This is a genomic window from Rufibacter radiotolerans, from assembly GCF_001078055.1.
Taxonomy (GTDB): Bacteria; Bacteroidota; Bacteroidia; order Cytophagales; family Hymenobacteraceae; genus Nibribacter; species Nibribacter radiotolerans.
Window position 1 is genome coordinate 3,545,845 of sequence record NZ_CP010777.1, and the last position, 24,398, is coordinate 3,570,242.

Below are 24,398 nucleotides of genomic sequence, written 5' to 3' on the forward strand. Positions count from 1 at the left end.
GGAAAACGGGCTGGGAAATGGGTAATAGGGCTAGATTAATATTAACTAAAGGCTATTCTTCTTACCTTAAGTAAAATTTACGCTCCCCAGATGAACCTGCGTACCCGTGCTGCTTTTGGCTTCCTGCTCCTGCTTACCTGCTGCCTGTTTCTGGCCCTGCCCACCCGGGCCCAGCAGAACCTGGCCAACAGCCGTACCACTAGCTTCTACACGTACGTCTATAAAATCACAGACGAAGAGGCCAGGCAGCTCTATGGGAAAGGCATGCACGCGGCCCGGGAAAGTTTTTTCCATTCCAAAATAGATTCCTTCCCTACGAGTCTGGCGTACCAAAAACGGTTGCCGCAGGGGCATTATCTGTATGCGCATTCCGCCGGGGCAGACCTGGAATATTCGCTCACCACCGTAACGCATTCCCACCTACAGCTATTAAAAAACCATGTAGACCTGGCAGCGGTGGTATATGACACGTTAGGGCAACCAATCTCTACCGCCCAGGTGAAGCTCAACAGGAAGACGGTGCCGTTTGATGCCGCCTCCCAAACCTACCGGCTGGCCCAACACAAGAAGGGCGGGCTCCTGTCTGTCACGCACCAGGGTTTCACCTTTTATGTGCCACTTGAAGGGAAAAAGAACAAGCCTCCCCTTTGGAAAATGATGGTCTACGGAAGACCCGTTTCCTATTTGTGGCAACCATTCCGGGATGTTTATTACAGCCTGAAATACCATAACCCTCAGGGCATGGTGCAAGACGTTTTCTCTCTCTTTGATGGTTCTTTTATTGAGGAATGGGAAGAAAACCGCAAACCAAAAGGCTTTCTGGCACTGAACAAGCCTATGTACCAGCCCGGCGACACAGTGCGCTACAAGGCATTCATACTAAAGAAAAACGGCAGGCCCTACCAAAAACCTTTAGTAGCTGAAATCTGGGGCGAAAGTAAAGCAAAACGGATAGGTACCCTTACCCCCTACCGGCCGGGGGCTTATGAAGGGTACTTTGTATTGCATGACTCCCTGCAGCTGCGCCTGGACAGGAACATTCACCTGGACTTGGTGCGTGAGAAGAAGTACGATGACCAGGATATTATCTCCACTAATTTCCGGTATGAAGATTATGAGCTGAAGGAAAACACCTTTACCCTCCGGCTGGAGCAAAAAGAATACTATGCCGGCACTACGAACAAGGTAATTATGCGGGGTGCAGATGCCAACGGCCTTACCCTTACCGGGGCCCGCGTGGAACTAACCGTTCTAACCAGGCAAGTCAAGTATACCAAAGAGGCAGTGCAGTTTATCCCTGACACGTTGTGGGTGCACCAACAGACCCTGGAGAATAGCGGGGAAACCACTATTGCCTTACCTGCCTCTATTTTTCCGAAGGCCAGGATAGAGTATGAGGTAGTGGCGGCTTTCCTGAATTCCAACAATGAGCGTACCGTGCAGAGTGCCAAGGGCACGTACTCTTTTGAGGCAGGGTACCTCCAACTCACGCTAAAGAATGACAGCGTGCTGGCGCAGTATAAAGAAGGGGAAAAATCGGTCCCAAAAGCGGCCACCCTGGTAACCTGGGACAGCCAGCATGAAAAGTTACAGACCCAACCGGTACAGCTTCCGGCGCTGCTTCCGCTTCAGGCTAATGCCCGGGAATATGAGCTTCGCGCCGATAAAATGAGGGTCACCTTGCCCCTTAAAAACGAAAGCGCCAACCTGCAATTTTACTCAGAACGCACGGGTGATTCCCTTTTCCTGACCCTCCAGAACCCCAGACGCCTGCCCTTCTGGTATTTTATTTACCGCAACAACCAATTGGTTGACCGGGGCCAGGACACTACCGCCCTATGGAACTACCACCGGAAGGCCAGTCACGAAGACCCCTATTACGCCTCAGTGCAGTACCTATGGGCGGGCCAGGTAGAGAGTGAGGAATACAACGCGCCCTTCCGGAAAAAGGAATTGGATATACAGGTAAACGCCCCTGCCACGGTGTATCCGGGGCAGCAGACCACCCTCACGCTGGAAGTGAAAGACGCTAAAGGAAAACCCGCGCCTGATGTAGACCTCACGGCTTATGCCCTTACCTCAAAGTTCAAAGATGCTTCCCCGCCAACGGTGCCATCTTTGGGGGTTTACCGAAGCAGAAAAAGTAAAAGCTCCTTCAAGATAAAGGAACCCGCTACCCATGGCGCCCAACTGCTGCAGTGGCAACATTGGCGGAAAGCCATGGGCCTGGACAGCCTTGCCTATTACCAACTGCTCTACCCAGAACAAGGGTTGTTCACCAACTACGCTTTTCCGCCGGACAGCCTAACTCAGTTCGCGCCGTTTGTGGTGGACTCTGGCCGGGTGGTACCAGTGCATGTGATTTACCTCAACCAGGTACCGGTTTATTTCTCTGGCACAGACGTGGTGCCGCCCTACTCTTTCCCCACAGACAGCGGATACCATCACCTCAAACTACGCACCGCCAAACACCTGATCACGGTAGACAGCGTGTACCTGAAGCATGGTCAAAAACTTATTCTCAGCATTGACCAGAATAAAATGCCTGGCTTGCTCAAAGCCGCGGAGAAAGGAAGACTCACCGATCTGGAGCAGGGCTACCTGAGCCAATACCTTTTGCCCGTGGAGCAGAACTTTACCCAAGGCCTCTCCTACCTCAGTCAGGGTCGGGTAGTGCAGTCCTTGCCTAACGGCGAAGACAGGGGCCCCTTTTATAAAACCTCCAGAAACGACGCAATTCTCGTTGGCCCTTTCAAGCCCACTTCGGTGCAGTTCCACTCTTATGGCAACTATACCACCAGCTTCACCCATGAAGGAAATTACCTCTACCGTTTTGAGCCTGGTTTACTGAAAATGCGCGAAAAACAGACCTTCCCCGGTAAGGTTGGGCTACCGTTTTTAAACACCTCTTACAAACTTTCCAGAACCACCCTGGCCGAAATCTCCCTCACTGAGGAACGCTTGCAACAGCAGTGGGAAACCACCCAAAGCGAATACTGGCTCTCAAAAACACTGGAACGCCAGGAGTACGGCACTAAGCCAGGCACCGGCCGGCTGCAATGGCAACTGGATTCCACTTTCCAGATCAGCCCCAGGTTTGTCTTTTTGTATAAGCCCAATGCCACCAACCAACAGATAAAGATGTACCCCGGGAGTGTGACCCAACTTCCGAAACTAGAGCCAATGGCATACCATCTGGTACTGGTTTTCCCGGATCATAGCCAGGTCAGCGCCCTGGTACAGGTAAAGTCAGACGGGGTGCTACGCCTTAATTTCACCAAGACCCAGCTAAAGCCTTCCACCTCTGAAACCAGAGCCCTGGAAAACTACCTACTTAAAAGCGCAGAGGCACTTAGACAGAGAAGTAATCCAGGGGCTATCCAGATGCCTGCGCCCACGCCTCCAGCGCCAGAGGTGTACAGAGGAAATTCGGCTTCCTTTTCAAACCAGGTGCGGGGCCGGGTGCTTGACCAATTCACTGGCGAACCCATGCCAGGGGTAACCGTGCACCTGAAGGGCACCAGCTCAGCCGCTGTAACAGATATGGAAGGAACCTACACCATAGATGCTCCTGCGGATGCCGTTTTGGTTTTCTCCTTTATTGGCTATGTTACCCAGGAAGTTCAGGTGAAAGGCAGCAACCGGATAGACGTTCAATTAAGGACAGATGCCAGGGCCTTGGATGAAGTGGTAGTGGTGGGCTATGGAGTTCAGACCAGAAGTTCGTTATCTGCTTCAGTTGTTACTATACATAACCAACTTAATGGCCGCGTTGCCGGAGTAGCTTTGACAGGCTCAACCAACTCTATCCGCATCAGGGGAGCCTCTTCTATCCAGGGCAATTCCCAGCCGCTTATCATTGTAGACGGTGTTCCATTCAGCGGGATCCTGTCTGACCTGCGTGCTGATGCCATAGCAACTACTACCACCCTGAAAGACGCTGCCGCAACCGCTATCTATGGTGCCGCCGGAGCCAACGGGGTGATCATCATCACCACCAAAAAAGGCAAAGCCAATGCCGCTCAAACCTTGCTTGCCAGTGCAGACACAGACGCCTCTGTCTCCATCAGAAGCTACTTCTCTGATTACTCCTTCTGGCAGCCGCGCTTAACCACAGACAAACAAGGCAAAGCCACGTTTCCGGTCACCTTCCCCGGCGATGTCACCAGCTGGAAAACCCACGTGCTGGCCATGGACGGTGGCAAACGCAGCGGCACCTCCTCCACGGAGATCAGGTCTTTCAAAGCCATAATGGCGACCTTGAGCGGACCCCGGTTTTTGATTGAAGGCGACAAGACCCAGATCATAGGAAAGGCCATGAACTACCTGCCAGACACCGCTACCGTACAAACCAGGTTTGCCTTCAACGGCCAAACCCTGCGAGAGCAACAGACCCTGAAACTGGCCCGGGTATATACTGACACGATCATGGTACAGGCCCCGGCCGTGGCGCCAGACTCCGTGGAACTACTGTTTAGCTTACGGCAAGGCAACGGTTTTTCTGACGGAGAGCGGCGGCATATTGGCGTCTATAAAAAAGGCGTGCTGGAACGGAAGGGCCAGTTCATAGCACTCCACAAAGACACCACTCTCACCCTCACCTTTGACCCCGCCAAAGGCCCGGTGCATTTCTACGCGCAAGGCAATCTGCTGCAGGTTATGCTAGACGAGATCTCTTACCTGCACCGCTATGAGTACTGGTGCAACGAGCAGGCCGCCTCTAAACTCAAAGGCCTGCTGTGGGAGAAACGCATACAAGCCCAACTGGGCAAACCCTTCGCGCATGACAAAATAGTACGTCGCCTGATCAGGCACCTGGAGAAAACCCAGCAGCAGGACGGCACCTGGAGCTGGTGGGAAACCGGCCCCGCCTACCTCTGGATCAGTCATCACGCCACTGAGGCTCTGGTCATGGCTCAAAAGGAGGGTTACCCTACTAATTTCAAGAAGCAGCCGCTGGTAGACTATCTCACCTTCCAGATGGAAAAGAAAGACGCCCCAAATAAAATGAGGGCCCTGGAGTTACTGCACCAATTGCAGGCCAAAGTTGATTTCCCGGCGTACGTAACCAACCTGGAGAAGCAACCCAAATTAACCCTGGAAGAACAGCTGCGGCTTACCCGGCTTAGGCAACAACTGAAGATGCCGGCCCCGCTGGACACCCTGCTGCATTACCGCCACACCACTATGCTGGGCGGCCTGTATTGGGGCCAGGAAAAGAGCAGCCTCTTTAATAGCCACATCTCCAACACGCTACTGGCCTATGACATCTTAAAAGCCACCGGTAACTACCCCCGCGACCTGCTCCAGATTCAGGCCTATCTGCTGAATGAGCGACGCACTGGTCACTGGCGAAACACCTATGAATCGGCTAGAATTCTGGAGACCCTGTTACCTGATTTGGTAAAAGAGAAAGGTAACGTGCCCGAAAACTCGCTGGTGCTAAGCGGTGCCTTGAACACCACGCTGCGACGCTTTCCGGCAGATACATCCTTTGTGCCCACCCAATCGCTCACGCTTAGGAAGCAGGGCAGCTTACCGTTGTACCTGACGGCTTACCAAAACGAGTGGATCGCCCAGCCTGCCCGAGTAGAAAAAGATTTCACGGTACGCACTTCCTTTGCCGGCACCCAAAATACCAAAGCCGTCCTGGCGGCAGGTAAACCCGTAGAACTGAAAGTGGAGGTAGAGGTAAAAGCCGATGCTTCTTACGTGATGATAGAAGTGCCCATTCCGGCTGGCTGCTCTTATGACACCAAATCCAGCTGGGGCCGCCATGAAGCCCACCGCGAATATTTCCGGCATAAGGTTGCCATCTTCTCCAACCACTTAGACAAAGGCACCTACACCTTCACCATCCAACTCCTACCCCGCTACAAAGGCACATACACCTTGAACCCCGCCAAGGCGGAATTGATGTATTTCCCCACGTTCTTCGGGCGGGAAGGGGTGAAAACGGTGGAGGTAAAATAGCAGAAGTGCGTTTTGAGGTGTTTTGGGAAAAATGGGCTGGAAACGGAATTGATCTGCAGGAGTTGTCATCCCACTACCCCCTTCAAAGGGGGATGGAATGCGTTCCTTCCTGTGTAAACACCCCCCTTCGCCCCCCTCAAGGGGGGAGTCTGCTTTGTAGTAAAAGGTAAAGCGTTTTGAGGCTGTTTTCCGGAAAACGTGCTCGAAACAACCATACCCATTTCACCGTGCTGTTCGGGATTTGTAATCCCGAATAAAGGAAAAGCGGATTTGCAATCCGCCGGGAACCAAGAACAAAATCGCTACCGCCGGGGATTGCAAATCCCCCCTTTCGGTACTTCCGGATTGCAAATCCGGAAGAGCTCAACTGTCATTCTCCAGTCTTTACCTCGAGCGCCTCGCTTGTGGCCTTGTAATTACTTTAGCTAAAAGCGAAAGGCAAAGCGGCCGCAAGGGCAGTGCGAGGGGGAAAGACGGGGCCCCGCGGCCGTGAGCGCTCGGAGGGAAGAGATGCAACAAGACAGCATAAGGACTCAGGCGACAGCTGCCACCACGCCAGCAGCAAGCGGAAAAAGAATACAACACTCAGGCGAAAGCAGGTACCACGCTAGCCAAAGGCGGAAAGAAAGCATGAATCCAGACAAAGCCCGCTAATCCCTCCCTTTCCTTTTCAAACCCCGTAAACAACTGACCCCGTTAGCGGTTTACCTGAACAAATACCTTTAAGCCATGAAAATAGGATACCCTTGCGTGAATGAGTCTATGGATTGCAGTACCTCTACTACGTTTAGACTGGCGTCTTACAGTGAGGCCCGGCTCATAGAAAACGTGGAGAAAAACCTGGCGTGCCTAAGAAGAATTCTGGAGTACAACCTGGAGCATGGGTTTCTGTTCTTCCGGATGAGTTCGGGGTTGGTGCCGTTTGCCAGCCATGACGTCTGCACCTACAACTGGCAGCAGCATTTCCAGATGACCTTCAAGCGTTTGGGCGATTTCATCAAGAAACATGATATGCGTATTTCCATGCACCCAGACCAGTTTGTGGTGCTCAACTCGCCAGACGAGCGCATTGTGCGCAACAGCATAGCGGAGTTGGTGTACCAGGGCAGCGTGATGGACCTGATGGGGCTGGACTCCACGGCCAAACTGCAGATTCATGCGGGCGGCGTGTACGGCGACAAACCCGCCGCGCTGAAGCGGTTCATCCATACCTATCACACCCTGCTTCCGGGAGAAGTAAAGGCCCGGTTAGTGGTGGAGAACGATGACCGCCTGTACAGCCTTCGGGACTGCCTGGAACTGCACGGTGAGACGGGCATCCCCATCCTGTTTGACAACTTCCACCATGAGTGCCTGAACAACGGCGAGCCCATGGCCGAGGCGCTGCAGCTGGCCGCCGGCACCTGGCACCCTGAATCAGACGGCGTGCTCATGATGGACTATAGCTCGCAGGCCCATGGCGAGCGCAAGGGAAAGCATACCACCACCATGGAGACTGATCTGTTCCGGGAATTCCTGACCCACCTGAACGGTCTGGACGTGGACATTATGCTGGAGATCAAAGACAAGGAGGCCAGTTGCCAGCGGGCGCGGCAGGTACTGGAAGAACTGTCGCTGGTGTAAGGCTGTTTTGGTCCTGTTTTCCTAAAATTGGCCTTAAAACGAAATATGCCGTACAACTAAGCGCTTTCACTTGGCAGCGAAGTTGGCTTTACGTGGGCTCCTGCCCCAGGCATTCATTTTACCATGGAAATTTTGAACCGTATCACTCAGTTTTGCACCCTGCTTTCAATGGCCGCTCTGCTTACCAATTGCCACTCTTCCTCAGATGCCAACCAGGAGCCACCGGCGGCGGTGATCACCAGAAAAGTGTCCTTGCCTACCATCCCTTCGGCCTCCGGCATTGAGAAGGTGAATGACCGGTACTATATCATCGGGGATGACTCGCCGTACCTGTTTTGCCTGAACGAGGCCTTTGAGGTCACCCAGAAAATATTACTCCTGGATTCTGACGCCGTGGTGAACGGCCGCATACCCAAACCGGTCAAGCCCGACCTGGAGGCCATGACCCAGGTAAACCTGGAAGGCGACCCGTATCTGCTCATCATGGGGTCGGGGTCCATGAGCACCCGCAACACTGCCTACCTGATACCCATCACCCCCAAGGGCGCGGGCAAGCCTAAAAGCGTTTCCCTGGTAGAACTCTACGGAAAGTTAAGCGCTGACAAAAACATCATCGGCCAGGCCACCCTTAACATTGAAGGCCTGGGGGCCGATGAAGAATACCTGTATCTGTTGCAGCGGTACGCCCCGGGGGGCCAGAACGTGCTCATCACCTACACCATTTCCTCCATAGAATCTTTTTTACTGGGGAAAGCGCCTGGCCCTAAACCTACCACGGTACAGGCCTGGGCCTTGCCCGATATTGCACGGATAAAAACCGGTTTCTCGGGCGTGGCCCCGGCGCTGGGCGGAAAACTCTTGTTCACGGCCTCCGCCGAGGAAACCCCTAACGCGGTGCTGGACGGCGAAGTCTACGGCAGCATGGTAGGCTGGCTGCTGGCGCACCCGCACCCTTCGGCTAAGCCCGCTACCCCAGAGGTGGTGGTACCCATCACGGAGAAAGGCGGCGGCGCCTATAAAAGCAAGATAGAATCCATCTGCATCACCAACCAACACAGACACAACCTCACCGCCGTGGCCGTGGCCGACAATGACGACGGTTTCTCAGAGCTGATTGTGCTGGAATTTAACTGGTAGCCGCATACGGTGACGGCAAAAAATAAGGCCTGCGGAGAAACTTCTCCGCAGGCCTTTCTGCTACTCATTGAGGGATAATTACTTCAGGCGCACGCGCATCTTTTTCCAGTACACGGTGGTGGGGGTTTTCACCTCTACCAGGTAAGTACCGGTTTTCAGTTGGCCTATGTTTACAGGAGGGGCCAGGGTATGGTCACCCGCCGGGATGGGTTTCGTGTACAGGACCTTTCCGGCGTAGTTGGTCAGTTCCAGCACCCCGTCTTCGGTCATGTCCTGCTGGAAGGAAAGCAGGAAAATATCCTTCTTCTTATCCTCCGGGAACAGGTCTATGCCAGAAAGGGTCTCGCGACGAACCGGAGCCACGGCATTTTTAGGGGCAGTAGTATTTTTAGTAGCTTGGCTAACCGCGGGGGTTTTGCCTAAGGCGATGGTATTCTTCTTTGCCGGTGACTGGGCCTGGACAGGCGCACCCGCCATGGCTAAAAACCCCGCCAACAACAAGGCACCAACTGCGTTCATGTTCATTTCCATACGCGATATCATTAGAGGTTGAATCTGGTCCGCTAGCGCGGCGAAATCTCTAATACATATACCGTTCCAAAAATGAAGCTTTCCAGAAAAAATTAGTCGGTTAAGATCTTTTTCGCCTCAGGCAGTACCCGCTGGGCCCATTGGCGGTGCATGAGGCCGGAGTAATGTAGCCCATCTGGGGCTAGCAAAGAAGGGTTTTGGGTAACCATTAAAGACAGGTCATAGATGTCTACCACCTTTATGCCGGCCGTGGTGGCCTCGGTTTTGATGACCTCATTAAACTTCTGGATCTGCGCCGAGATGTACGCCCGGTCATAGCCCGCCCCAAAAGGCGTGGCGCCCCAGTCTGGGATGGTGAGCACCACCACGTTCTTGGGGTCTTTCTGGGCCAGTTGCGTGCTCAGGGCCAGAAGCTCCTTGAACTGCGTCCTGAACTCCTCCAGGCTGCGCCCCTGGTACTGGTTGTTCACGCCAATCATCAGAGACACCAGGCCATAGCCCCCGGGAAGGTTCTGGGCCTTAACCTGCTGCAAGAGGTTAGCGGTGGTCCAGCCGGTCTGGGCAATGATGCGGGGCTCCCCTACCCTAATGCCTTCCGGCGACAGCAGGTTGGCCAGGTGCAGGGGCCAGCGCTCTTGGGCGGGCACGCTTTGCCCAATGGTGTAGGAATCGCCTAGGGCCAGGTACGTGGAAACAGTGCCAGAACCAGCGGGCGGCTGGGGCGCGGGTAGGTTATCAGCATCATCGCCCCCGGCAGAATCACAGGCCACCAAAAACACCATACTCACTAAAAGCAACCACACACTGGCTAGAAACCGCATACCGTTCAAGTAAAGAAACCACCAGGAAGAACCTCCTCCCCTTTGGGTTACTTACGCAACAGACCGCTTCTTTGGATTGTTCAATTGCAGGTAAGTCTGGCCAACTGGCTGAAACCGCAGGTCACACCCGATGAAGGACTATTTTCTGATCAGGCTTTCTCGGTTTCGGGGGTGGGTTCCTGGGAAGAGGCTAAAAACTCGGCGCGGGCCTTTTCCAGCTCTTGAATAAGGCGGTTGCGCTTTTCCAGGAGGCTTTGCAGCACGGTGGTACGGCGGTAAAACAGGGTAAAGAAAATCCAGTGGCGGCGGGCTACGTGAATGCGGTGCCAGTAATGCAGCACAAAGAACCCGGTGATAGGCAGCGCCACCAGGTACCCCACCAACGCCCAGCCAGACAAGCCCAGCCACGTGTGAACGGCCCACCCCACCAGGGCGTAGAAAATAGGAAACGTGAACATGCCTACGGTCATCATGATAGGTGCATAGAACTCTATGTCTTTGGTAAGCGAACGGGCTATTTTGGCCGGCAGAATGTAGGGCAGGTAATTATGCACCAACCCGAAGAGGTACACCGGGAAGCCTAAAAGGAGGTAGACAATGGTTTTTACTGTACCCCAGGCCACGGTGCGCTTGGCGGGGGCTTTCTTAAAGGCTTCGGGCACCAGCCCCACGCTTTCCAGGTGTTGGAAATACTCGGTCAGGTTGGTGCGCAGTTGATGGACGCGTTCGGGTTGCCGGGCCTCAAAATACTTGATGCTCTGCACAATCGCCTTGGTAAAGTTAAACCGTTCTTTGGTGGCCGAGGAAGGAAGGTGGAGTTCCTGCGTTAGGGTGTCCTGGTAGACGGCCTCTATCTGGCGGGCCAGTTCGTCTTCCTCCTCAGTTTCGGTGTGGATGATGAGCGATTCCAGCCTTTCCTTCAGGTGATCTGTGAGCAGATGGGCGGCCTTGAAGGGGTCCTGGGCATACGCCTCGGCGTACTCCTTTACATGAATAGGTTCTCCCACGTTCACAAACACATCGCTCCTAAACCGGGAAGGGTCTGAGTAGTTGAGGCCCACGGGCACAATGCGCAGGCCCAGGTGGAAGTTGTGCTGGGCCTCGGCGCCCAGGCTGATGCGGGCGGTACCGGTCTTGAGCGGGCGCAGGCGGCGCTGCATAAAGCTGTTGCCCTCCGGGAACACCATGAGCGTGCCGCCTTTGCCCAGAAACTCATAGCATTTGGCAAAAGTGGCATCGTTCTGCACCGTGCCTGTATCACCCACGTCTTCGCGGCGGTACACGGGTATCATGAACAAATGGTGGAACAGCCACCCCTGGATGCCCGGTTTAAAAAAACTGCTTTTGGCCAGGAAATAGATATCCTGTTTCATGAGCGAGGCCGTCACCACCGGGTCCATGAGCGTGTTGGGGTGATTAGATACCACAATCAGGGGCCCCTCAGAGAACAGCAGGTGCTTGTTGTTCACCGTGAAACGCCTGAAGAACACGCGCAACGCTATCCTAAAGATGGTCTTAAGCAGAAAATACAGCATAAAGGCAATTGGTTAAACGTAGGAAGCTACGCATTTTCAAGCTCATTTCAGCAAAACAGGCGTAAAACGCAAAGCTCTTGGTTTTCAGTGGTTAGTGGACAATCCTAAATCCTCAGGAATTCATTTCTTATCCCTTAAGGCTTTTCTATCCAAAAAAGAAGAGCCGTTTTAGGGCCGTTTTCGTGAAAACAGCCCCGAAACGGCGCTATAAGATATCGTCTATTGCTCAGGCTTCGTTGGTTTACCAGGCAGAGGAAGCCCACAGCCACAGGTACTCGGCCAGTTTCCAGAGCCCGTACAGCAGCAACCCGAACACCACCACAAACACCACCAGAACCGCTACAATGAAGCCCGTTCCCTTGCCCTGGTACTGGCCCTCCTGGTAATGGCGGCGCAGCAGTTCCACGTTGCGCTGGTTGGCCTTGTACCCGAAGTCAAACAGCCAGCCCACGATAGGAATACTGCCAATGATGGCGTCTAGCACAATGTTCAATAGCATCCGGAATACCAGCGCCCGGCTGGCCCCGTGCTTGGCCATGGTCATCACCAACACCCCCGACATGGCAAAGCCCGCCATGTCCCCCACTACCGGCAGCAGCCCCATAATAGGGTCTAACCCAAACCGGAACTTGGTGCCAGGCAGCACAAACTGATTATCTAGCAGCCTTGAAATTGACTCCACCCATTTCAGGCGGTCATCTACAGGGGGATTGAGCTTGGTTTCCATTTTAGTAGTTACTGTTTTCCCCTACATACGCAGAACCGCCCTGTTAGATTACCTGGCGTCTTGGCTGGGTTTTTTGGTGGTCTTTTATATCTGAACATCGCTGCCTGAACGGTTACACATCAAAGTTCTCAACAGAAGGTATTAACTGGTTTCAGGAAAAGCCTTCGGCAAAGCCGAAACCGCGGCAAGGCAATTAGTCCACCTTTAAAGCAGCACATCCCGTTTTGGGGCCATTTCTGGAAAAACGGCCCCAAAACGGGAAGTGCGCTGCCTGTAAGAACTAAGGCTATTTTACCAATTGCATGGCCGGTGCCTGCTTTGACCTATATACCTTGAACAAGGTGAACGCCAGCAGAAGTAAGGCCACAGAGAACCCAACGCCGTAGGCAATCATGACCGGTAACTGAAAGCCCTCAGGGGCCACCAGAATATAAGAGGTGGCCACGGCCGTCATGAACACCGCTGGCACCAGAGATACCCAGAACTGCTTTTTCTCCTCAATCAGGTAAGCCGTCACTACCCACAGCACTACCGTGGCCAACGATTGGTTGGTCCAGGCGAAATAGCGCCACACCACCCCAAAATCAATCAGGGTCAAGGCATAGCCTGCGGCGAATAACGGGATACTGATCAAAATACGGTTTTTGAAGGGACCCTGGTCAGATTTCATAAAGTCCGCCACAATGAGCCGGGCACTCCGGAAGGCCGTGTCACCGGAGGTGATGGGAGCGGCCACCACGCCCAGAAGCGCCAGCACCCCTCCCACTTTTCCTAGCAAAGAATGGGAAATCTCGCTCACTACCCAGGCGGCGTTTCCGCCCTGCTGAACCATGGTCTCATTCAACTCCCGCACGCCGCCAAAGAAACTCATGCTGATGGCCGCCCAAATAAGCGCTACTACGCCCTCAGTGATCATGGCGCCATAGAAGATGCTGCGGCCCTGCTTTTCATTAGTCATGCAGCGCGCCATCATAGGAGACTGCGAGGCGTGGAAACCCGAAATGGCGCCGCAGGCCACCGTCACAAACAGCATAGGAAACAACGGAAACGTCTCTGGGCTGGAATGCTGGTTGTAAAGGCTGTCAAAGGTGATCTCCGGGATATGCAGCCCGTCTTTGAACATGATAAAAGAGATGCCCACGGCCATAAACAGCATGGCCACCCCAAACAATGGGTACAAGCGGCCAATGAGTTTGTCAATGGGGAGAATGGTGGAAAGGAAATAGTAGACGAAGATAATCCAGACCCACATGGTCACGCCGCCCCCGGCCCCACCGCTAATGCCGTCCAGGATCTTGGCCGGGCCCATGATAAACACCGCGCCCAACATCACCATTAAGATGATGGTGAAGACCCGCATGAACTGTTTCATGCCGTTGCCCAGGTAACGGCCCGTGGTTTCGGTGATGCTCTCCCCGCCGTGGCGCAAAGACAGCATACCCGAGAAGTAATCATGCACCCCGCCCGCAAAGATGGAGCCCAGCACAATCCAGAGAAAGGCCGCAGGTCCCCACATGGCGCCGGCCACCGCCCCGAAAATAGGGCCCAGGCCCGCAATGTTCAGGAACTGGATCAGGAAGATCTTCCATTGCGGCAGGGCTACGTAATCTACCCCGTCTTCCATGGTGATGGCGGGTGTGGGCCTGTTGGGGTCAGCCCCAAAGATGCGCTCCACCACTTTGGAATATACCATGTAGCCCACAATGAGCGCAAGAACAGAAACGAAGAACGAGATCATACACTTTGCTGGTTAGAACAGGTCACTAGAGTAACGGAGATACTTTCTGTTTTAAGGCTACTTTGGCTAAAACAGGCCCAAAACAAAAGGAAGATACAAAAAAATGCCCGCGCCCGCCCAAATATTTTCCGGGCAGGCGCGGGCAAAAGTCTCTTAGCGGGAGTGCAGGGTGATCTCAGGCTGCGCCTGCTTCACGTTCTCCAGGGTCGTGTACACCTGGTACAGGCCGCGCGGAATATGGAAACAGCCTTTCCACTTGCCGCCTTTCAGGGGCAACAACACCTCATTGCGGCGGTTCAGGTAGCCAAACCATTCGCCGTACTGCTCATCCCTGAAATTGGCCCAGGTGTATTCATGCAGTTTGTCAAACCATTTCTGGCAGCGCTCATCGCCGGTGGCGGCGTAGGCCTTGGCCATGCACACCAGGGCCTCTACGTGCGGCCACCACAATTTCTGGTCCCACTCCAGCTGCTGCACCGGGTACCCTTTAATGTCTTTGAAATAGAACAGGCCACCAAACTCCTTGTCCCAGCCATAGTCCAGGGTGTGCAGGGCAATTTCAACGGTTCTGTTCACCAGGGCCTGGTCGCCCAGGCGCAGGGCCAGGTCCATGATAAACCACATGGCCTCAATGATGTGGCCCGGGTTGATCACGCGGCCTTCAAAACAGTCTGCGAAGGAGCCGTCCTGGTACACGTTCTCCAGAATAAGGCCGCTCTCCGGGTGGTAAAACACCTCCATCACCTCATAGATAATCTCAGACATGAGTGCGTCTACCTGGCTTTTGTCCAGCAGGTGCTCCATCTCCAGGGAAAGGTTGCTCAGGATCATGGGCAGCGAGAAGTTGCGCAGGTTGCGGGTGCCGGGGTAGGCCTTGCTGTACTTGCCCTTGGGGTTCTCGCGGCGGTCCAGAATGTTCTGGAAGGTCTGGCGGGCAATGTCTGCGTACTCGTCTTCGGGCTTTATTTTGTAGAGGGCACCAAAGCCCATGGCCGCAAAGCAGTCTGAGAAAATATTGTAGGGCTGCACCAGGGGCTGGCCGCTTTGAGTGAGGGAGAAATAGAAGTTGCCCTGGGCGTCTCGGCCATGTTTTTTCAGGAAATCTGCGCCGTGCACGGCCATGTCCAGCCACTCCTGCTTCTGCTCTACCTTGTCATACAGCATGGAGAACATCCAGGTCTCGCGGCCCTGCAGCCAAATAAATTTATCGGTGTCAAATACGTTTCCAAATTGATCCAGGCAAGTGAAAAAACCGCCGTGTTTCTCATCCTTAGAATGCTTCATCCAGAAAGGGATGACGTTCTCCAACAGCTCCTGTTTATACAGCGTAGAATAATGATTCATATAATCTGTGATTAGCGTAAACTCTGTAAATATTCTTTATATCTATTGTAAAGGTGGCCCGCCTGCAGGTACGCGCTCTGCGGACTCATGAAATGCGAAAACTCAAACGTGATGGCCTTGTCATAGCCGGCCTTGCGGGCGGCTTCCAGCTTCAGGCGCAGCTTCTCGAACTTGATAGGCAGGAACTTGATGGGCATGTCGCGGTCAAAGCTCTCGGCGTTGGTCCAGCACTGCAGGCCAAACCGGTCGGCCATCTTTTTGTTGATGGCGAAGAAATCCTCCAGCTCATGGTAGTCTATGTGCCCGTCCTGGAAGGCCACGGCGTCTACGCTGCCCTGCAGGCCGTCAAAGATCTCGCTCCACTCCTCTTCGTGTTGGCGCAAGGACACCGCGTCTTCTTTTGACAGCTGCGAAGTGGCCGCCATCACCGCTTTCTTGCCGTCAATCCAGGGCGAGATGAAGGTGGGCAGGCCGCCGCTCACGTCTTTGCACTGCTGGCCCAGCGTTCTAAAGGCATTGGTGGCGCCTTTGGTCTTGCGGCTGATTTCCATGCTCAGGTACCAGCCGCCAAAGCTTTTGAAGTGCCCGTACTGTTTCCAGACCTCGTCAATGACAAAGCGGTTGGCGTCTATCTCATCCTGCAGGTTGCCGGTGTCCCAGTAATGGCCGCTGTCATACAACCCGAAGTAGAACTTGAGGCCGTGCTTGTCTGCCAGTTCCAGGAACATTTCCACCAGGTCTACCGGCGGTGCGTAACACCCGTACTGCTTCTGCAGAAAGGCCGACGGGTAGGTGATGAATCGGCGGTAGCCGCTCCTGATCATGATCACCGTGTCAATGCCCACCGCTTTCATGTACCCAAAATCACGGTCCCATTCCTCCCGGCCCCAGTTCTGGTGCGGAATATCATGGGAGATCTCGTCTATAAAGGTTCCTGTTATCTGCATGCTTTTTTCAATGAGTGATTGAGTGGTTGAAGGAAGGAGTGAAGGTTTTCACTTCAATTCTTTCACCACTGCCTTTACTTCTGTTTTGGGCCTCTTTCCTGAAAAACAGGCTTAAAACGGCTTTGCTGCTACAGCGCTTTCTCTTTCTTCAGTTGGGCTACCCACTTGCTGTAGGCCACCAGTTTCAGGTGCAGGCCATCGGTACTCAGTTCCTTGTCCAGTTGGCCGGTGCTGTCTACCAGGGCCGGGTGAATGTTCACGTAGGTGTAGCGGTACTCCTTGGCCAGGGCCTGCAGTTGTGTGTTCAGCTCGGCTATGCGGGCGTTGGTGATGTTCTTGTAGATGGCGGCCAGCATGCCTTCGTTCACCGGCAGTACGCTCTGCACGTACACCTTGGTCTTGGGGCTTTCCTGCCGTACGCGCTGCAGTATGCGCCGGTACGCGCCGGCAATGGCCGCCGTGGGCACGCCGCGCTTAATGTCATTCACGCCAATGGCGATGAAGATCTTGGCGGGTTTTGAGGCCAGCACTTCCTCCAGACGGGCCAACACGCCCCAGACCACATCCCCGCTGATGCCCCGGTTCACCACCGGTTTGCCCGGTATCAGCTCCTGCCACTCCCCTACCTCGGTGATGCTGTTTCCCAGGAAAACGATCTCCTTTTTCTGGTTGGGCATGCTGCGGTAAAAGTCCAGGCGCATGTTGTAATGGCCGCCGCCATAGCTGCTGTCTATTTTGGCCGGTTCCTGCGCCAGCGCCTCTCTACTGAAAAGCACGCTGCCCAGCAACAGGCTTATAATGAGTATCTTCTTCATTTGCTTAGCCAACTTTTACCAGTTCCTTTTCTTTATGGGGCGTGTTCACAAACTCCTCATCGGCCTCCTTGAGGCGGTCCCACCAGTTTTTCTTCAGGAACACAGAAGTAATGATCAGGACCGCCACCCAGGCCGCGGTGTAGTAATTCTCCCTGATCATGAAGTAGATAGGAATCACTACCTGGGCCATCTGCCACACAATACCCACCAGAATATTGGCAGCATCTCGGCCTAAGTCTTTGTTCGGTACAAACGAAGGATCCTCGGCCATGACCTCGCGCTTGATAGGTCCCCAGAAACCCCAGGGGCGGGTCTCGCGGTAGTAGTTCTTCACGGCCTCGCGGTTAGGCAGCGGAGACATATAGGTACCCACCAGACAGCCAATCAACGAGAAAAGCAGAATAAGCGGGAACACGTAGATGTCCACAATCTCGGGGAACACGAACAGTTTGATGGTGGAGGCTATAAGGCCAAACAACATGCCGTAGAAGTAGCCAAAGCCGGTAAAGCGCCACCACACCCATTTAAGCACGTTAGCCGCCACGTAGCCACCGTACAGCGCCGAGGTAATCCAGAGCGTGAGCTTGTTCAGGGACCCGGCGTTAAACCCAAAGACAATGCCTACCATCACCAGCACAATAGAGGAAATGATGCTCAGGCGCACGTATTTCTTGTCAGAGGCGTGGGGGTTGATGTATTTGCGGTAGATGTCATTGACAATATAGGCCGGGGCCGAATTCACGAACGCCGAGAAGGTACCCATAAAGGCCGCCAGCAGACCGGCCAACAGCAAGCCGCGGAACCCGTCGGGCACGAACTTGTTAATGGCCAAGGGCAGAATCTTCTCAAAGTCCATGTTGGCGCCCATACCGTTCAGCTCAGGCACCAGGTACACCAGGGCCAGCACCGCAAAACCGGCCACCATCAGGTACCTCGGAATGTACATCACCCAGATGGTGGTAAAGCTCATCTTGGCGGCCTCTGAAGGGGTACGCGCCGAGAGCACACGCTGCATGTCATAAGACGGCACGGGCCCGGCAATAGAGGCAAAGATTCCTTTGAATAGCATCATCATGAACAACATACCAAACAGACCGAAGCCGTCATCAGATAACTTCTGGTTTACCGACGGGAACGGCGTCTTGCTCCAGTCCAGGTCCAGGTTCCAGCCAAAGGAAAGGTCTTTCCAGCCCGCCGGGATGGCGGCGTTGATCTGTTCGGCGCTCACCGAGGTGTAGGCCACGTACCCAATCACAAAACAGGAAATGGTCATGATGATGAACTGCAGAATCTCGGTGGCCACCACGCTGTACATACCGCCTTTCACGGTGTAGAGGGTGGTAATGGCGCAGATGATCAAGGCATAGGAACGCTCAGAAGAAACGGCCCAGTCACCTATCATAAAGGTTATGTCCCAGGGCAGAATGATAACACACAGTTTGCCTATCCCCTCAAAAAAGTAGGCGATAAAGCCCAGCACACTGATCACGGCAAAGGCCACAATAATGATATGCGAGAGCTTGGCCCCCTTGCCATCGCCAAAACGGAAGGTGATCCACTGCGCCCCGGTCATCACCTTTGAGCGCCGCATCCAGATGGCCAGGAACACAAACACGAACACCTGGTTCCAGACTGGCCAGAGCCAGGGAATCCAGGCGCTTTTGAGTCCGTACACAAACAGGATCATGACGGTCCACATGGTGCCCGAAACGTCAAACATACCAGAGGCGTTACTCAGGCCCAGGTAGTACCATTTCATGGTGTTGCCGCCCAGGAAATAGCTCTGCATGTCTTTGGAGGCCCTCTTGGAGATGTAGAAACCCACCCCCAGAATACCCACAATGTAGGCAAAGATGATAGCGATGTCTAAGACGCTTAAACTCATTTCAGTCAGTTAATTTGTTCGTTTAGTGGGCAAGTTCTAGGTGCGCCAGAACCAGCCTTTGCGTGTGGTATAGGCCGTGGCCGCCACTACGGCCCCGGTGATAAAGATACTCTTCACTACCCCCAGGTAAATATTTACATCGCGCAGCGCCGCCAACACGTCTGCCCCGTGCGTAAGGGCCAGCAGCGGAGAAATCAGGAAAGCCGTGGCCACGTAGGCCACCATAGGGTTCTGCCCAGTTTGGATAATGGATTTCCAGACCAAGTTTTGCGAGAACCTACTAGAGACCAGGTCACAGAGAATGTAGGCAAAAAAGGCCAGGCCGCTGGTCAAAAACCAGAAACTAAATGAAGACGGGTCTTTCTTGATACCGCCCCCATATGGCTCCATGGCCAACCCCAGGAACAGCAGAAACACGCCCCAGCCCACCAGTTGCCGGAACAGTTCGCCCTGCGGGGAGGCTGGTTTCCGGACCAGCCAGAGTGCCGCTGCACTCAATACCGCATCAAGAGTTAAAGTCAGGCCCAACTGGCGGGTATACAGGCCATACAGGTTCACTACTATCAAAGACAGACAGAGTAACCCCAGCAAGATTTTTGAAGGACCTTCTTCTTGTGCGGGCTCCTGGTTACTACGGTATCTGATCATCAGGTCGCCCAGCACCGAACCCGGCAACACAATGCACAGGTACTTGAGGAAGGAGAACTGGTACATCCAGCCTAAGGCCGGGTGGAAACCCCAGATGGCGTTGGTCCAGCTGCCTTCCAGGTCATGGGTGAGCCAGACCGCCGCAAAAAAAGCCAGCGCGCCCATGCGCAAGAGCAGGTTGTTTTGGGTGACAATCCAGATAAACGAGCCAAAAACGGCCATATTCGCCAGCACTACAATAATGATGTCATTGCGGCTTTTGTCAAAAGTGAAATCTGTGTAGAAAGCATGTGCCCAGAGCAGCGCGGCGATGACGGCAAAGCCGATCAGTTTCACCCCCGTGGCCCTAACGCTGCTAAGGGACGGAAACCGCATAAACACCAGAAAAAAGCACCCGAAGGCTACTAAAGAAGTTAGTTGGTTGACCCAACCCGGCCCCTGCAACCCAAACCAGTTCAGATGCCGGATCATGAGCGCAAAAAACACTAATAAGGCACCGCGCTTGAGCACGTTGACCAGCACCTCCGGTAATTTGCCTTCCTGGAGTTTCCGGCCCATTGCCAGCGGGAACGCCGCCCCCATGGAGAACAGGAAAAACGGGAACACCAGGTCTACCCAGGTAATGCCGGGCACGTCAGGGGTATGGGTGAAACTGGGCGGCCCCACCTGGGCATGGAACATCCAGCCCGGCCACGGCGCCTCATGCGGAAACACCCCCGAGAACACCATGCCAATGATGGCTATGCCCCGTAACGCGTCCAGCCCCAAGGCCCGCGTAGCCACCGGCCTGCCCACGGCTTCAGGAGCTGGGGCAATTGGTTTTGTGCTTACGGCTGGGGTGGCAAGTACGGCCATGGCTAAGTGGTTTAAGGCGTTGGTTCTGGTAGTCTATTCCTTGTTTCTGGCAATTAATTTTCTGGTTCTGTTCCTTTGTTCTTATTCGTGGCGGACCCCATCATTGCCACCCTGCCCGGCCCTGGCTAACATAGCGCCCAGTGTGGAGAGCGCCCGCTGTTGACCAGAAGCTTCTTGGCAGGAATGGCAATTAATGGGAATATGCCACAGAAAAACCTTGCCCGTTTTAGGCCTGCTTTCTAAAAAACAGGCCTAAAACGGTTATTCCGTGAGGCCTCGTTTCAGCTCTTTCCACCAGCCCTCATTGATCACGTGCACAATGTCAAAGACCATGGCCCCGTCTGATTTGGCGCGGCACATTTTCAGGGCTTTCACAAACTGCTCGGAGTGGCCTTTGTACTGGTCTACATACACTCCGGCGTAGACCGGCACTTTGCCCTTGGTGATCTTCATGGCCATCTCCGCGGAGCCTTCCACGGTGTACCAGTCTTCGGTGCCTTTGCCCTGCCCCGCCTCCGTGCGGTTCACCGTGGTTACATTTATGTTTTTGGCTTCTTTCTTCTCTACCTCAAAATAATAGCTGCCCGTGGTGTACAGGTCCAGAGCTTCGGCGTAGCCGTAGTTTTTGTAGGTGGGCGTGGCCCAATCATAGGTGGCCGAAGGGTCATATTCTTTGCTGGCCCAGTTCACGCCCACCTCATAATAAGTGGGGTACCAGGAGCCGGTATAATCCCCGAAGATGAGCTTGGGGTTGATTTTCTTCAGTTCGGTACGGGCCTGGTACACAAAGTCATAGATTACCTTGGCGCGCCACTCTACCCATTGCTTGAACAGCGGGCCCGGCACGCGCACCGGCTTCTCGTCTTTGGAATAGGTGTAAATGTCTGCCGGAAATTTAGCCACCGGTCTGCCCAGGTGCTTCTCAAACGCCTGTCTTGAGGCCTGGGAGAAATCTGACTCCAGGCCGTCATAGCGCACACGGTCCAGGATCACGCCGTCCAGTTTGGGGTAGCGCGTCACTAGTTCCTTTAAGATAGACAACTCATACTGCTGCACCTCAGGCAGGGCCGGGTTCACCATTGCAGAGTACTTGGTTTTGATCTGGGTGATGGGCGTCATGCCCTGCGGCGTGTAGTTGAGCGACTGCCAGTTTTTCTTGGCCGGGTCTGCGTACACCGGCCCGCGGTTGAAATGGTTGTGGCCCGCCACGAAGATATTGGTGGAGGCGTGCACGGTCATGCCCAGTTGGTGCGCCTCCTGGATGAAAGCGGTGAGCAGGTCAAATTTCTCGGTTTTGGTAAAGCCGGCCCACTCGTTCATGACCGGGGCAATCTTGCTGGGGTACAGCACCTCTCCCGAGATAGGCTTCACGTCTACCACCACATCAGTCACGCCCGCGTCTTTAGACTTCACCAGGTAATACCGGATAGAGTCCTGGAAGGAGAACCGTTTGAAATTGGCGGTGGCGTCAAAGTACAGCAGGTTGCGGTTTTTATTTTTTTTGTCAGCCGCAGCGCTATCCAAAGAAGACGTAGCCTGGGGCTTTCCGCACATGCTCATAGTTATCGCCAGAAACACCAGAACCGCTGAAGAATATTTGCTCATGTACCTTATGCTAAAAGTGCCGGGTGATGGTAAAAGGAAATAGGAGGTTTCCAGTGTGAATTTCCGTTTTGGGCCCGTTTTCCTGAAAACGGGCCCAAAACGCATTAGTGGAGTAGCCTTTTGAGCGGCTGCCGCCTACAGCTTTTCGTTGGTTTTAAGGGAGACTCCCTGCGTCTTTAAATGCCCCTTGAAATCTACCGGAAGACTGAATGGATTCAGGAACCGGTCCACAATCACGGCGGCCTGCCGTCTGTTCAGTTCCGTAGCGGGTGCGGCAGGGGCAGTTATCCCTAAGGAAGGCCACTGGGCCACTATGGTGTCATAAGTCACAGCAGGGTTCACCGCGGTGAGCATCTCGCCCAGGGTTTTAAGGGTAAGGTTGGCGCCAGACGCCTGAAAGGTCTTTAGTTGCTCTGGATAATAGGTTTTCAGGCCGGAGGCCAGTTCATGCTCACTGATGGGGCGCTCTGGGTAGAACCAGGTTTGGTTGGCCCACTTGTACGCCACGCCGGTGCCTTTCAAGATTCCCGTGGCGCCTATGCGCTGCAAGGCGGCAAAGTGCGGGTCTTGCGGTTTCACGTCAATGTAAGGCATAATAAAGGCTTTGGACGCCAGCAGGGCCTGTTGCACTTCCCGTATGCTTACTTCCCGCGGCTGCACGTTATTCCTGAGCGCCACGGCAGCTAAAGCTCCGGCCGCTTGCCCCAGCCCCAGTACCACAGGCTGCAGGCGGGTAGCACCGTTCACAATGTTGGTCACGCCAATGCTTTTCTCCGCCACAATCAGCCCGCCTACCTCCTGCGGGATCAAGGAACCCAGCGGCACATTGTAAGAGGGCACCTTGATCTTGATGAACTCAATGTTGGGCGCAGCCGGGTTCTTGAGGTGGTGGTGGTCAATGGTGTAGTCGCCCACGGCGATGCCGGTGCGGTAATAGGCTTCCTTCTGGTCAAATGGGTTGGCCACATGGTGCACCGCCAGTTGCGCCAGTCCCTTCACCCTCCTTGACTCCCGGTGGTACGGGATCATGGGCAGGTGGTCAGTAGTCGGGAACTCATCCTCGGCTATGCCGAAATTCTTGAAACCCAGTTCGGTCTGGAGGTAATACAGGAACCGGAGCGTATGAAGTTTGGCTTCTTTCAGAGCCTCGGTCCGTTGGGCCGGGGTCTTTTCCACAATATTCAGGTAGATGTCATTGCCGCACTTGGGCCAGTTGATCATGTACTTGTTATTGGGCAGCCTGCCGTACCCCATCATCTGCAGACAGTTCTTATTGGGGCCACCGTCGGCGGCTGGGTCAGACACGTCACAGGCGCAGTCAAACTCCTTGGGGTTGTAGCCGGCAGGTTTCTTGATGGTCTTGTCGGTCCCTTTGCCGTAGTCTTTCAAAACCACCACGTAGGTAAGGTCCTGCACAATATCGTTGGCTTTTTCTGGCGCGTAGGCCTCGCCGGTCTCCTGGCGGCTGTCCATACCCAGGTCATATTTGGCGCCGACTTTGGCCATGACGTCTCCTAGTTCTGTGGCATCAATGATGAGCTTGGCTTCAATGACTTTTTTCTTCTTGCCGTTTTTCACGGTTACCCGCCAGACCTTGCCGTGCTTTTTCACGTCTTGCCAGGCGGTGTTGTACCAAATGGTGAGGTTCTTTTCGTTGGCCAGTTCTTTGAGCAGGCGGTTGCCCACGCTAGGCTCAAACAGGGTATTGCTCACCCAACCGGTCTCCACGGCCGCCGGACCGCCATAGTAATTGTAAAGCTTCTGCCTAAACTCGCCCCACAGCCCCGAAGGCATCTGGTGGTTTCCGTCAATGGCGGCTACACCCGCCGAGGTGAGCATGCCGCCCAGCCACTCGGTTTCTTCAATCATCAGAACCTTGGTGCCCATGCGGGCAGCCTGCACCCCGGCCGTAGTACCGCTAGCGCCGCCACCTACAATGAGAAGGTCGGTTTTAACATCTTGGGCCTGCGCCTTGAAGGCCACCGATCCAAAACCCACGAGGATGATGATAAAAAAAGATAGTATTTGCCGCATATAGATTCCTTATACACCTCTAAATTATCTACATTTTTAAAAACTACAAAGTATTTTTAATTTTTTTTATTAAGTATTCTCATTAATGATGCCCTTGAAGCATTGGTCAATTTTGCGAAAAAGTGTATAATAGACACCAGAGAGGTTATAAAGAGCGTCTTTCCTGAGATGAATTTTCCA

General features: G+C 54.1%; 15 protein-coding genes. 3 read left to right on the forward strand and 12 right to left on the reverse strand.

The window, feature by feature from the left end:
• Window positions 1-90: 90 nt before the first annotated feature.
• From TH63_RS14460 to TH63_RS14470, 3 genes are all read left to right on the forward strand, one after another.
• Complete coding sequence (locus TH63_RS14460) at window positions 91-5,973, forward strand: carboxypeptidase-like regulatory domain-containing protein (RefSeq protein WP_048921565.1); 5,883 nt, start codon at window positions 91-93, stop codon at window positions 5,971-5,973.
• Window positions 5,974-6,702: 729 nt separating this feature from the next.
• Window positions 6,703-7,596 carry a UV DNA damage repair endonuclease UvsE gene (gene uvsE, locus TH63_RS14465; protein ID WP_048921566.1) on the forward strand — a complete coding sequence of 298 codons (894 nt, stop codon included), beginning with the start codon at window positions 6,703-6,705 and terminating at the stop codon, window positions 7,594-7,596.
• Window positions 7,597-7,728: 132 nt separating this feature from the next.
• Complete coding sequence (locus TH63_RS14470) at window positions 7,729-8,733, forward strand: DUF6929 family protein (RefSeq protein ID WP_197088566.1); 1,005 nt, start codon at window positions 7,729-7,731, stop codon at window positions 8,731-8,733.
• Window positions 8,734-8,811: 78 nt separating this feature from the next.
• On the opposite strand, the gene TH63_RS19845 is transcribed toward TH63_RS14470, so the two are convergent.
• From TH63_RS19845 to TH63_RS14530, 12 genes are all read right to left on the reverse strand, one after another.
• Window positions 8,812-9,264: a T9SS type A sorting domain-containing protein gene (locus TH63_RS19845; protein ID WP_053093822.1), complete on the reverse strand. Its 453-nt coding sequence runs from the start codon at window positions 9,262-9,264 to the stop codon at window positions 8,812-8,814.
• 92 nt (window positions 9,265-9,356) lie between these two features.
• A complete protein-coding gene (locus tag TH63_RS14480; protein ID WP_076606498.1) occupies window positions 9,357-10,085 on the reverse strand; it encodes an SGNH/GDSL hydrolase family protein in 729 nt (242 codons plus the stop codon).
• A 149-nt stretch (window positions 10,086-10,234) separates the two neighbouring features.
• Window positions 10,235-11,620, reverse strand: coding sequence for a lysophospholipid acyltransferase family protein (locus TH63_RS14485; RefSeq protein ID WP_048921568.1), 1,386 nt, complete (start codon window positions 11,618-11,620; stop codon window positions 10,235-10,237).
• 241 nt (window positions 11,621-11,861) lie between these two features.
• On the reverse strand, window positions 11,862-12,347 hold the full coding sequence (locus TH63_RS14490; protein ID WP_048921569.1) for a DUF4112 domain-containing protein: 486 nt from the start codon (window positions 12,345-12,347) through the stop codon (window positions 11,862-11,864).
• 286 nt (window positions 12,348-12,633) lie between these two features.
• The gene (locus TH63_RS14495) at window positions 12,634-14,085 is read right to left on the reverse strand and encodes a carbon starvation CstA family protein (RefSeq protein ID WP_048921570.1); all 1,452 of its coding nucleotides are present in this window, start codon (window positions 14,083-14,085) and stop codon (window positions 12,634-12,636) included.
• Between the two features lie 153 nt (window positions 14,086-14,238).
• Window positions 14,239-15,429 carry an AGE family epimerase/isomerase gene (locus TH63_RS14500; protein ID WP_048921571.1) on the reverse strand — a complete coding sequence of 397 codons (1,191 nt, stop codon included), beginning with the start codon at window positions 15,427-15,429 and terminating at the stop codon, window positions 14,239-14,241.
• 11 nt (window positions 15,430-15,440) lie between these two features.
• Window positions 15,441-16,376, reverse strand: coding sequence for a DUF4434 domain-containing protein (locus TH63_RS14505; protein WP_048921572.1), 936 nt, complete (start codon window positions 16,374-16,376; stop codon window positions 15,441-15,443).
• A gap of 128 nt (window positions 16,377-16,504) precedes the next feature.
• The gene (locus tag TH63_RS14510; protein WP_048921573.1) at window positions 16,505-17,191 is read right to left on the reverse strand and encodes a GDSL-type esterase/lipase family protein; all 687 of its coding nucleotides are present in this window, start codon (window positions 17,189-17,191) and stop codon (window positions 16,505-16,507) included.
• A 4-nt stretch (window positions 17,192-17,195) separates the two neighbouring features.
• Window positions 17,196-19,076 carry a sodium:solute symporter family protein gene (locus tag TH63_RS14515; protein ID WP_048921574.1) on the reverse strand — a complete coding sequence of 627 codons (1,881 nt, stop codon included), beginning with the start codon at window positions 19,074-19,076 and terminating at the stop codon, window positions 17,196-17,198.
• Window positions 19,077-19,112: 36 nt separating this feature from the next.
• A complete protein-coding gene (locus TH63_RS14520) occupies window positions 19,113-20,579 on the reverse strand; it encodes a DUF5009 domain-containing protein (RefSeq protein WP_048921575.1) in 1,467 nt (488 codons plus the stop codon).
• A 261-nt stretch (window positions 20,580-20,840) separates the two neighbouring features.
• Window positions 20,841-22,184, reverse strand: a complete 1,344-nt coding sequence (locus TH63_RS14525) for an alpha amylase family protein (RefSeq protein WP_082161704.1) — start codon at window positions 22,182-22,184, stop codon at window positions 20,841-20,843.
• Window positions 22,185-22,319: 135 nt separating this feature from the next.
• A complete protein-coding gene (locus tag TH63_RS14530; RefSeq protein ID WP_048921576.1) occupies window positions 22,320-24,218 on the reverse strand; it encodes an FAD-dependent oxidoreductase in 1,899 nt (632 codons plus the stop codon).
• Window positions 24,219-24,398 lie beyond the last annotated feature (180 nt).

Bases quoted from the DNA above. Each gene is read 5' to 3' on its own strand.
- TH63_RS14485 (WP_048921568.1), bottom strand. From the start codon at position 11,620: ATGCTGTATTTTCTGCTTAAGACCATCTTTAGGATAGCGTTGCGCGTG.
- TH63_RS14500 (WP_048921571.1), bottom strand. From the start codon at position 15,429: ATGAATCATTATTCTACGCTGTATAAACAGGAGCTGTTGGAGAACGTC.
- TH63_RS14510 (WP_048921573.1), bottom strand. From the start codon at position 17,191: ATGAAGAAGATACTCATTATAAGCCTGTTGCTGGGCAGCGTGCTTTTC.
- TH63_RS14525 (WP_082161704.1), bottom strand. From the start codon at position 22,184: ATGAGCAAATATTCTTCAGCGGTTCTGGTGTTTCTGGCGATAACTATG.
- TH63_RS14480 (WP_076606498.1), bottom strand. From the start codon at position 10,085: ATGCGGTTTCTAGCCAGTGTGTGGTTGCTTTTAGTGAGTATGGTGTTT.
- TH63_RS14490 (WP_048921569.1), bottom strand. From the start codon at position 12,347: ATGGAAACCAAGCTCAATCCCCCTGTAGATGACCGCCTGAAATGGGTG.
- TH63_RS14530 (WP_048921576.1), bottom strand. From the start codon at position 24,218: ATGCGGCAAATACTATCTTTTTTTATCATCATCCTCGTGGGTTTTGGA.
- uvsE (WP_048921566.1), top strand. From the start codon at position 6,703: ATGAAAATAGGATACCCTTGCGTGAATGAGTCTATGGATTGCAGTACC.
- TH63_RS14505 (WP_048921572.1), bottom strand. From the start codon at position 16,376: ATGCAGATAACAGGAACCTTTATAGACGAGATCTCCCATGATATTCCG.
- TH63_RS19845 (WP_053093822.1), bottom strand. From the start codon at position 9,264: ATGGAAATGAACATGAACGCAGTTGGTGCCTTGTTGTTGGCGGGGTTT.
- TH63_RS14460 (WP_048921565.1), top strand. From the start codon at position 91: ATGAACCTGCGTACCCGTGCTGCTTTTGGCTTCCTGCTCCTGCTTACC.
- TH63_RS14520 (WP_048921575.1), bottom strand. From the start codon at position 20,579: ATGGCCGTACTTGCCACCCCAGCCGTAAGCACAAAACCAATTGCCCCA.
- TH63_RS14515 (WP_048921574.1), bottom strand. From the start codon at position 19,076: ATGAGTTTAAGCGTCTTAGACATCGCTATCATCTTTGCCTACATTGTG.
- TH63_RS14495 (WP_048921570.1), bottom strand. From the start codon at position 14,085: ATGATCTCGTTCTTCGTTTCTGTTCTTGCGCTCATTGTGGGCTACATG.